This window comes from Stenotrophomonas sp., assembly GCF_032061965.1.
Taxonomy (GTDB): Bacteria; Pseudomonadota; Gammaproteobacteria; order Xanthomonadales; family Xanthomonadaceae; genus Stenotrophomonas.
This window is the reverse complement of sequence record NZ_DAMBEF010000036.1, coordinates 1-10,290: the sequence shown is the minus strand read 5'-3', so window position 1 is coordinate 10,290 and position 10,290 is coordinate 1. Positions and strand designations below refer to the sequence as shown.

The window sequence follows — 10,290 nt, the reverse complement described above, 5'->3', positions numbered from 1 at the left end:
GGCGGGTTTTTTTATTTCCCTTGCGCGCCCCTCTCCCCAACCCCTCTCCCGCAAGGGAGAGGGGCTCAGACCACTTCAGGTTGAAGCATTGCCTGCAGCTGCAGCTTTGGTGCCCCTGGGACGGCTGAGAGCAACGTGCGAACCAACGGCTCGCTGCTCTCCAAGCACAAGGCCGGGGCGCAGAGCGAAGGTTGGGAAGAGGGAAAGCGCAACAGCCCTCAACTCACCCCTGCCCATCCACCACGCGCCGAATCGGCGGCGCCTCTTCCCAGCCCAACCCCAAGGCCTTCTGCAGGGCCACATAGCGCACCAGCAACTGCAGCTGCGCCTGCGCCAAGCCGTCCTGCGCACTGAGCTGTTGCCGCTGCACATCCAGCAGGTCGATCTGCGATGCCGCCCCCGCCTGCCGACGCTGCGTCATCAACGCGGCCGCACGCCCCGCGGAAGCCTCGGCACTGCCTGCCGACTGCAACTGCTCACGGGCAGAACCAAACCGCGTCAGCGCACTATTGGCGTCCTGCAGCGCAGCCAGTACCGTGCCTTCGTAGGCCGCCAGCCGCGCCTCATTCCCGGCACGCGCCTGCGCCACCCTCGCCTTGTTCACGCCGAAATCAAACACCGACCAGCGCAGGAACGGCATCACGATGCTGGCCGCTGAATCACTGTTCAGATCGGACAACGATGATGCCCCCATGCCGATCGTGCCCAACAGGTTCACCTGCGGGAAATAGGCAGACAACGCCTGTCCGATCTGCGCCGACGAAGCCGCCAGCTCACCCTCCGCCTTGCGGATATCCGGCCGCCGCCGGATCACCGCCGCCGCATCGTCCACCGGCACCTGCGAGGGCAAGGCCGGCAGCGCCCGATCCTCTGCCAGGCTGGCATCCAGCGCACCGGGCTCTCGGCCGGTCATCAAGGCCAGCTGATCCTTGGCCTCCGTCGCCTGCGCACGCAGGCCCGGCAGCTGTGACTGCTGCTGCTCCATCTGCGCGCGGGCGCGCTCCACATGCAGGTCCGAATCGGCGCCGCGTGCGCGTCGCTGCCGCGTCAATGCCAGCGATTCCTTCGCAGCCTGCAGATTGCGCTCGGCCAACACCGTGCGCTCGCGGGTGCCGCGATAGCCCAGGTAGACCTGCGCCACCTCGGCAGCCAACTGCACCTGTGCATCGGCAAGCGCTGCCGCGTCCACATCGGCCTTGGCCGCCGCCTCCTGCGCGGCGCGGCGCTTGCGCCCGAACAGGTCCAACTCCCAACTGGCATCCACGCCAGCGATGTACATCGAGGTATCCAGGTCGATGCGCGACATTTCATCGCGCAGCTGCGCCGCTTCCTGCGGCCGGCCATTGTTCTCCGCCACCCGTGCGGCACCCTCGCCTATCTCCCGCACCTGGTCGACCATCGAATCGGGCGGACTGATCGCGGTATAACCTGCCACCGCACCAATGCTGGGCAACTGTTCGGCCCGTCGCTGCCGTTGCAGCGCGCGCGAAGCCAGCACCTTGGCTTGCGCCGCCCGCAGATTGGGACTGTCCCGCAGGGCCTGATCGATCAACTGATCCAGCAGCGGATCGTTGAGGGCGCGCCACCACTGGCTGGAGGGCGTGGCCGCGACTACGCCAGCATCGGCGGCGCGCGGTAGCGCGGGTTGTGCCGTGGCTACCGGCGCAACCTCGGGGCGGACATGGTCCGGCCCAAGCATGCAGCCGGCCAGGGCCAGGGGTAACGCCAGGCAGGTCACGGTTCGCAACAGCGGTGAGGAATGTCGTCGCATCAGTGCATCGCCAAAGGAACGCCCTTGGGCAAGGGCTTGAGCAGGAAGACCAACGGCAGCGTCACCACCACGATGATGCCGAAGATCCAGAACAAGTCGTTGTAGGCCATCACCAGCGCCTGCTGCTGCACGATCTGCGCCAGCATCGCCGTGCCCTGCATCGGGTCGCTCATCTGCGCACCCAATACATGCAGGTAGTCCTGCGCCATCGGCGAATTGGCCGTGGTGGCGCCACCGATCGCGTCGATATGGAACGTCACCCGGCGCTCCTGGAACGTGGAGATGATGGCCAGGCCGATCGAGCCCCCCAGGTTACGCGCAGCGTTGAACAGGCCCGATGCATCGGATGCCAACTCCTTGGGCACCGAGGTGATCGCCGCCTGGTTCAACGCCATCATTGCCAACGCCAGGCCGCAGCCCTGCAACAACTGGCCGATCACGAAATGCATGCCCACGCTATCAGGGGTCAGGCCAAGATTCACGAAACACGCCAGTGCAAAGCACAGCATGCCGGCGAACACCATCAGCCGCACATCGATGGTTTCCAGCATCTTCGGCATGAAGGGCATCAACAGCACCGTCGGCAAGCCCGCCAGCAACAACACATAGCCGGCCTGCTCGGTGTTATAGCCGGCGATGACCGCCAGAAACTGCGGGATCATGTACATCACCCCGAACAGAATCATGCCGACCGCACCCACCATCACGAACACCGCGCCGAAACTGCGCTGGAACAGGATCTTCAGACGGATCACCGGTTCGCTGCTGGTGAACTGCGACAGCGCCAGCAGGGCAAAGCCCACCAACGAGATCAAGCTGAGGATGATGATGAACTCCGACTCGAACCAGCGTTCGCGCTGGCCGTCCTCCAGCACCACGGTCAAGGCGCCCAGGCCTGCGGTCATGCCGATGATGCCCAGCCAATCGGCACGCAGCAGCCCGCCCCAGTCGGATTTCTCGTGCGGCAGGCCAAGAACCAGCAAGGCGATCAAACCCGCACATATCGGCACATTGATGAAGAAGGCGTAGTGCCAGCTGACGTTCTCGGTCAGCCAGCCACCCAGCAACGGGCCAATGATGGGGCCGAGAATCACGGTCATCCCGAACAGCGCCGTACCCAGCGTCTGCTGCGCCGGTGGCAGCCGGGTGGCAACGATGGTCAGCGCGGTCGGGATCAACGCACCACCTGTGAAACCCTGGCCGATGCGACCCAAGATCATCATGTCCAGGCTGCTGGAAAGCCCGCACATCACCGAGAACGCGGTGAACAAGGACGCACAGATCAGCAGGAAGGTGCGCAACCCCAAGGTGCGCACGAACCAACCGGTCAGCGGGATCATCACGATTTCCGAGACCAGGAACGAGGTCGAAATCCACGTCCCCTCGGTACCACTGGCGCCAACCTCACCCTGGATCGTCGGCAAGGCGGCATTGACGATGGAGATATCCAGCGTCGCCATGAACGAGCCGATGGTGCCAGCAGCCACCGCCAGCCACGCGCTGGCATCAGCCTTCTGCGGCACCGCGCTGGCAGCGGTCGCAGCCATCAGTGGCGATCCGCCCCTGCGGCGTTGCCCGCGCCCTCACGGGTGTCCACCGTCACTTCAACCGACATGCCCGGCACCAAGACCTTGCGGGTGTCCGCATCGGCCTCGATACGGATGCGCACCGGCACGCGCTGCACGACCTTGGTGAAATTGCCGGTGGCGTTCTGCGGCGGCAGCAATGCGAACTGCGAGCCGGTGCCCGGCGAGATGCTCTCCACGGTGCCATGCAGGGTCTTGCCCGGCAGTGCATCCACCTCGATCTCGGCAGGCTGGCCGGCGCGCATGCGGCCAAGCTGGGTTTCCTTGAAGTTGGCAGACAGGTACAGCGATTCCACCGGCACCACCGTCATCAAGCGCGTGCCGGCAGCAACGAACTGTCCAACCTGAACCGTCTTGTTGCCGATGCGGCCATCGATGCGCGCCGTCAGTTGCGTGTCTTCAAACGCCACCGTCGCCTGGGTGGCATCGGCCTGGGCCTGCTTCAAGCCAGCGCGCGCCTGTTCCAACTGCGCTTGGCCTGCTTCGACCTGGCTTTGCGCCCCGCCGATCTGCGAGCGCGCCGCGTCGTATTGCGCCTGGGCACGCTCCAGATCGTGCTTCACACTTTCAAAGTGCTCATGCGTATCGGCGCCTGACGCCGCCAACGGGCCAAACCGCGCGACCTCGGCGCGGGCGAAGCGCAGTGTTGCCTCGGCCGACTTGAGCTGGGTACGCGCCTGCAGCAGCTGCGACTGGTTACCCTGCACGCCAGCCGTAGCGGCGGCGATATCGGCCTCACGCACCGCAATGACCGCCTCGGCCTGATCCAGGGTGGCGCGATAGGTGCGCGGATCGATCTTGACCAAGGCCTGCCCGGCTTTCACCCATTGGTTGTCCTGCACCAGCACCTCGGTGACGTAGCCATTCACCCGCGGCGCCACCGCCACTGCATCGGCCTGCAGGTAGGCATTATTGGTGGATTGCTGGTACTTGCCGACCATCAGGTAATAGGCCAACCACGCCAACAGCGCCACCAGTACCGCCACGCCGATCAGGGTCAGCGTCCAGCGCACCTTGGGATTCTTGAGCGGGGAAGGCTTGTCCGGTGCCTTGTCGGCATCGGCGGGGGGCGTGTTCTGCTGCTGGGCTTGTTCGCTCATGGGCTCGTCGCGGCTGTCATCGGAAGACCGGATCACTGTACCTGTGACCACGTACCCGACAGTACGGGAGCTGCACGGGAGGTCAAGTGAACGCGTGCCGGGTTTGCGTGCTGACCAGGTGAACGCGTCGTCAAAACCAAGGCGGAGCAAAACAAAAGAGCCCGCTTGCGCGGGCTCTTTGTTCAAACCAATGGAGGCTGGGTCGGAATCGAACCGGCGTACGCGGATTTGCAATCCGCACCAAGTCATCACCTCTCTGCCCAGGGTCAGTTTCGCCGAATTTCTCTACTTTTGAATCACCCAAAAAGCTGGAAGGGAGTCAATTCATCTCACGAGCAAGCTTTATGAAGCGTCTTCGTAACTAATGTAAGCGCGCCTATTCTGTGATCGCCCGTCTTCGGTCTCGTTATTACCGATAGGCCTCGCGCTGCCCAAACCCTTCGGCGCAGACAACCGAGACCTCGGTACGCCATGACTGAGCAACCAATCGTGCAAAGCTTGTGCCCTGCGTAGCGACAACTCAGAGCAGGGCAACCCGGAGCATTCCTCTGAGTCCGTAAAACCTAAAATCCTTAAAGGGACCTCCGGCGGCATCCTTTTAAGAAGCGCAAGGTCATTCTCCAGCGCTTCTTGGTCGCGAGGGCCAGCCACTGCTTCCAACAAACCCTTGCCCGAAGCTGGCTGGCCAGGCTTGAAGTTGATGCCCCGGAAGTCGCCAGGATCAGAAAAAAAGCCTTGCTTGCTATCTGTAGCAGTAGATTCGACCGGGGAAGAACTTGCACAGGCCGAGATCGTGGCCACAGCGAGGCAAATAAGGAACGATCGGCTTTTCATCGGCAGTTCCTTCGTTCGATCCTGGGCAAGATGACATCAGCGAGAAGTGGACTCTGGCAGCAACTGCACCTTCGTTTATCGTTGGCTGCCGACTAACGCCCCTCCATCGCCCCGTGACAAGCCCATTCCGGGCAGCGCCTGGAGATTCGGTCAATGACTACAGCACGTCAGCACGTTTAGTCGTCACGACCGTCCCGCAAACTTGCGTCCACGTACTTTACGCATGCTGACGGTAGCTTGCCACGCGAAAACCAGTGGCAATCAGGCCATTTCGCCCTCTCCCCGCAATGTAATCAGCCCAAGAACACGAAAAACAAAAAAGCCCTGATTTCTCAGGGCTTTAGTGCTTATTTAATGGAGGCCTGGGTCGGAATCGAACCGGCGTACGCGGATTTGCAATCCGCTGCATAACCACTCTGCTACCAGGCCTTCAACTTGCTGCATCGAGGCTTACATCACCTCGACATGAAAAGACCCCGCGATGGGGGCCCATTCTACGTTTGGAGCGGGAAACGAGACTCGAACTCGCGACCTCAACCTTGGCAAGGTTGCGCTCTACCAACTGAGCTATTCCCGCGGGGTGTGCCGCGCATGATACAGAGTTCATCCACCCCGCGCCAGCGGTTTTTAACAATTTCGTTCACATCGATGGCCATGTCACGGCCGCGCGCATCCTGCATGGCTTTACGGCATGCGCCCACCCAGCAGACGCCATGGGGAGCCGCGACTATCCAGCCCCGCGCTTGGCGTACCATCTGCCCGCCCTACGCTGCCCTTTCGTTCTGATGACCGTCCAACCGCATCGCGTCCAAGGCCTCAACAACGATGAGGTGGCAGCTGACTGGCCCCCCATCAACCAGGCCGAGCTCGCGTGGTTGAAGTCCCAATACCCGCAGCTCCATGCCGGCAGCCACTTGCTATGGCATAGCCCGCGCCCCCTGTCCGCTGGCGCCATCGTCGGTGACGGCGGCGGTACCGACGTCTTCATCAAGCGCCATCACCACAGCGTGCGCAGCGCCGCATGCCTGGAAGAAGAGCACCATTTCATCGCGCACCTGCGTTCCGGTGGCATACCGGCCACCCAACTGCTGGCGGACCGCCATGGTCATACCGCTATCGCCCATGGCGACTGGACCTATGAGCTGCATGTGGTGGGGGAAGGCCAGGACCTCTACCGCGACGCCCCCTCCTGGACCTTGCTGACCAACCCGACGCAGGCGCGCGCGGCGGGCCGCATGCTGGCAAGGCTGCATCAGGTGGCTGCCGACTATCGCGCCCCCCAGCGCAGCACGCATTTGCTGGTAGCCCGCGACGACCTGATCCGCAGTGATGACCCCATCGCCACCATCAAGGCCAGCCTGGACCAGCGCCCCGCCCTGGCCCGCTATCTGGCGCGCATCCCCTGGCAATCCGAGCTCGAACGCGTCGTCCTGCCCTGGCATGACGGCCTGGCGCAGCGCCTACGCGCCGAACCGCGGCAATGGGCCCACAACGACTGGCATGCCTCCAACCTGTTGTGGGACGAGAACACGGCCGCGCCGCGCATCAGTACCGTGCTCGACTTCGGCCTGGCCTCGCCCACCAGCGCCCTGTTCGATCTGGCCACCGCCATCGAGCGCAATGCCGTTGCCTGGCTTGAGCTGGACCTGGGCGCACAGGCGCTACGCATCGATACCGCCCTGCAGCTGCTTGAGGGGTATCGCGAGGTACTGCCGTTGTCCGCCACACGGGTACACCTGTTGGCCGACCTGCTGCCGATGGTGCACTTCGATTTCGCATTGTCCGAGGTCGAGTATTTCGAAGGCATCACTGGCTCCACCGCCAATGCCGACGTCGCCTGGGGGCCATTCATGCTCGGCCATCCTGCCTGGTTCGCAACTGCGCACGGGCGGAGCCTGCTGCAGGCCCTGCACGCCGCTGCCTGAAGAGCGGATTCGCAAATCGGCGCCATTTGTAGTGAAATGAGCGCTGAAGCGGGGGTGCCTGGATCTGCCAGGCTGAGAGAGTCCCTTGGAACCTGATCCGGTTTGCACCGGCGTAGGGAGCTTTGAGCAGCAACCACACCGCCCTCTGGCGGTCGTGCGTGCGCGCCGTCGCTTCGTCTCCCCTGCTACCCAGAAGACGAACCGAATGAACCGCTGCCTGCGCCCCACCCTGCTTTCCCTCGCCCTGTGCACCGCCCTGCCGCTGTATGCCAGCGACGCAGGCAATGACGTTGCCGAACATTCCCCGACCGACCTGGCCGCGGTCCGCGTGCAGGCCCAGCAACCGGCCGACGGCAGCCGTATCAACAGCTTCGGCGGCGGCGACTGGAAAAGCACGCCGGCATCGATCAACGTCCTGGACCGCGAGCACCTGGATAAGCTGCAGGTGCGCTCCTTGTCGGAACTGGCGCGCAGCGATGCCTCGCTGGGCGACGCCTACGCCCCGGTCGGTTACTACCAGAACATCGCCATCCGCGGCTTCGCCCTGGACCCGGCCACCGGCTACCGCTTCAACGGCCTGTCCATCGCCGGTGAACAACGGCTGGCGCTGGAGAACATCCAGTCGGTTGAAATCCTCAAGGGCGAGGCAGGCCTGGCCGCCGGCGTGATGGCCCCCGGCGGAATCATCAACTACGTGGGCAAGCGCCCGGCGGAGGTGCGCAACCTCACCCTGGGGACCGATTCGGAAGGCTCGCGCTATGCCGCCATCGACGTGGGCCATTGGCTGACGCCGCGTTTCGGCCTGCGCTTCAACGCCGCCTGGGATGCGAGCAAGTCGTATATCGAACATGCCGATGGCCGCCGCAACTTCTATTCGCTGGCCGCAGACTGGCTGATCGGCGAGCGCGGCAAGCTGGAAGTGGATGCCAACTACCAGACCAGCGCGCAGCGCTCGGCCTCGGGCTTCCAGTTGCTGGGCGGCGATACCCTGCCCGGCAATGTCGACCGCGACAGCATGCTGGGTTACCAGCCCTGGCAGCAGCCGGTTGGCATCGCCAGCACCAACATCACGGCGGCGCATACCTACGATTTCAACGCCAACTGGCAGTCGCGCGTAGCGGTTGGCCACAGTCGCACGGTGATCGATGACAACGTCGCGTTCGCCTATGGCTGCTACTACGCCGCGCAATGCGCCGATGGCAGCGTGCCGGGCAATTACTTCGCGCCCAACGGCGACTACGACATCTACGACTACCGCAGCCCGGACGACACCCGCCGCAACCAGGAGCTGCGCGCCGAGTTGCGCGGCAACTTCCACACCGGCAATATCGGCCACCAGCTGACCTTCGGTGCAGACCAGTTCCGCCGCACTGTCGACAAACGGCGCAACGTCAACGAGTACGTGGGCACGGTCAATATCCACGACGCCCAGTTGCCGGTATTCGTCCCGTCGCCACTGCAGCCAGGTCCATCTGCACGACGCTTGGACAGCCGCCAGACGGCGGTGTTCGCACTGGACCGCCTGAGCATCGGTGATGACTGGGAATGGCTGCTCGGCGGTCGTTATGTGCGCCTGGACGAACGCGCCTATGACAAGCGCGGCACCCCGCAGCGCCGCAGCCGCCTGTCACGCGTCCTGCCGCAGACCGCCGTGCTGTGGAAGGCAACTGACAGCCTCAACGCCTACGCCAGTTATGTCGAAGGCATTGCATTGGGCCAGGAGGCGCCGTTCTGGACATCCAATGCCGACACCTTCCTGCCGTCCGTGCAATCACGCCAGCTCGAAGTCGGCCTGAAGTACAGCCCGATCCAGGACCTCAAGCTCGGCGCGGCACTGTTCCGCATCAGCCAGCCGTATCAGTACGCACAGCCGGACAACAGTGACGTCGGCTACACCTTCGTCGAGCAGGGCAAGCAGGTCCACACTGGCCTGGAGTTGAGCGCCAACGGCCATATCAGCGAAGCATTGCAGGTCTTTGCCAGCGCCAGCGTGCTGCGGGCACAGGCACACGACAGTGGTACGCCCGCCTATGAAGGCCACCAGCTGGTCAACGTCCCCAAGTTGCGCGCCAGCGTGCATGTCACCTACGCCCTTCCCTTTGCTCCCGGCCTTAATGTGAGCGGCGGTTGGCGCCACGCCTCGGCCAACGTCGCCCGCGCCGATGGCGGGGTGCGCGCACCAAGCTACGACGTGTTCGATGCAGGGCTTCGCTTCCAGCATCAATTGCAGGGCCACGCAGTGCGCTGGGACCTATCCGTGGACAACGTGTTCAACCGCTTCTACTGGCGTGATACCGGCAGCAGCCTCGGCGACTATTACCTGTTCCCCGGCGCCCCCCGGCAGGCGCGCGTATCGGTGAGCATCGCGTTGTGAGCAGCGGACTGCTGGAATGGTCGGCGGCGTTATGCAGCATCCTCGGTGTATGGCTGATGGCGCAGCGCCGACTGGTTGCCTGGCCGGTAGGCCTGGTGTCGGTCGCGCTATATGCACTGGTGTTCGCCGAAGCCAAGCTGTACTCGGACACCTTGTTGCAACTGGCCTTCGCCGTCTTCCTGACCTACGGCTGGATCAACTGGCGCCGCCACGCCGCTGACGAGGGCGCGATCCACATCGCGCCCTTGTCACGCGGCAAGCTGCTGCGCGACCTGGCTATCGGCCTGTGCGGCGGACTGGCGCTGGGTGCGGGCATGCATCTGTTCACCGATGCATCGCTGCCCTGGCTGGACGCCGTACTGACCGGGCTCAGCCTGGTCGCGCAGTGGTGGCAGGCGCGTCGTCATGTTGCAACGTGGTGGCTGTGGATCGCCGTCGACGTGATTTACGTAGGCACGTATCTGTTCAAGTCATTGCACGTGACCGCTGCCCTGTATGTGCTCTTCCTTGGCCTGGCCGTGCTCGGCCTGCGGGCGTGGCGGGCAGCAGCTCGTCCCTCCGCCCTGCCCACGAGCTGACACGCGGAAACAAAAAAGGCCCCGCAAGGGGCCCTTCGCAAATCAGGCAGTGAAGCCTGACCGTATGAACTGGAGCGGGAAACGAGACTCGAACTCGCGACCTCAACCTTGGCAAGGTTGCG

Annotated in this window: 5 protein-coding genes, 2 tRNA genes, 1 pseudogene and 1 riboswitch; of the genes and pseudogenes, 3 read left to right on the top strand and 5 right to left on the bottom strand. The window is 63.9% G+C overall.

Annotation, left to right across the window (positions count from 1 at the left end; translation table 11 throughout):
- Positions 1-223 precede the first annotated feature (223 nt).
- The 5 genes and pseudogenes from RT460_RS15635 to RT460_RS15615 all read right to left on the bottom strand — a co-directional run bounded on the left by RT460_RS15635 (position 224) and on the right by RT460_RS15615 (position 5,868).
- Positions 224-1,771 carry an efflux transporter outer membrane subunit gene (locus tag RT460_RS15635; protein WP_313320026.1) on the bottom strand — a complete coding sequence of 516 codons (1,548 nt, stop codon included), beginning with the start codon at positions 1,769-1,771 and terminating at the stop codon, positions 224-226.
- Positions 1,771-3,318, bottom strand: a complete 1,548-nt coding sequence (locus RT460_RS15630; RefSeq protein WP_313320023.1) for a DHA2 family efflux MFS transporter permease subunit — start codon at positions 3,316-3,318, stop codon at positions 1,771-1,773. The genes RT460_RS15635 and RT460_RS15630 overlap by 1 nt, the downstream gene beginning before the upstream one ends.
- A gap of 38 nt (positions 3,319-3,356) precedes the next feature.
- Positions 3,357-4,457 (bottom strand): annotated as a pseudogene (locus tag RT460_RS15625) (HlyD family secretion protein); the annotation flags it as partial.
- Positions 4,458-5,646: 1,189 nt separating this feature from the next.
- A tRNA-Cys gene (locus RT460_RS15620) sits at positions 5,647-5,720 on the bottom strand.
- 72 nt (positions 5,721-5,792) lie between these two features.
- Positions 5,793-5,868, bottom strand: a tRNA-Gly gene (locus RT460_RS15615).
- A gap of 208 nt (positions 5,869-6,076) precedes the next feature.
- Here RT460_RS15615 and RT460_RS15610 point away from each other — a divergent pair.
- The 3 genes from RT460_RS15610 to pnuC all read left to right on the top strand — a co-directional run bounded on the left by RT460_RS15610 (position 6,077) and on the right by pnuC (position 10,168).
- Positions 6,077-7,216 (top strand): phosphotransferase, encoded by a 1,140-nt coding sequence (locus RT460_RS15610; protein ID WP_313320020.1) that lies wholly within the window; start codon positions 6,077-6,079, stop codon positions 7,214-7,216.
- A 40-nt stretch (positions 7,217-7,256) separates the two neighbouring features.
- Positions 7,257-7,352, top strand: a riboswitch (TPP riboswitch).
- A gap of 69 nt (positions 7,353-7,421) precedes the next feature.
- Entirely contained in the window at positions 7,422-9,590 is a 2,169-nt protein-coding gene (locus RT460_RS15605; protein WP_313320018.1) for a TonB-dependent siderophore receptor, read from the top strand.
- Between the two features lie 8 nt (positions 9,591-9,598).
- Positions 9,599-10,168 carry a nicotinamide riboside transporter PnuC gene (pnuC, locus tag RT460_RS15600; RefSeq protein WP_313320099.1) on the top strand — a complete coding sequence of 190 codons (570 nt, stop codon included), beginning with the start codon at positions 9,599-9,601 and terminating at the stop codon, positions 10,166-10,168.
- Positions 10,169-10,290: the final 122 nt, after the last annotated feature.

Bases quoted from the DNA above. Each gene is read 5' to 3' on its own strand.
- RT460_RS15605 (WP_313320018.1), top strand. From the start codon at position 7,422: ATGAACCGCTGCCTGCGCCCCACCCTGCTTTCCCTCGCCCTGTGCACC.
- RT460_RS15635 (WP_313320026.1), bottom strand. From the start codon at position 1,771: ATGCGACGACATTCCTCACCGCTGTTGCGAACCGTGACCTGCCTGGCG.
- RT460_RS15610 (WP_313320020.1), top strand. From the start codon at position 6,077: ATGACCGTCCAACCGCATCGCGTCCAAGGCCTCAACAACGATGAGGTG.
- RT460_RS15630 (WP_313320023.1), bottom strand. From the start codon at position 3,318: ATGGCTGCGACCGCTGCCAGCGCGGTGCCGCAGAAGGCTGATGCCAGC.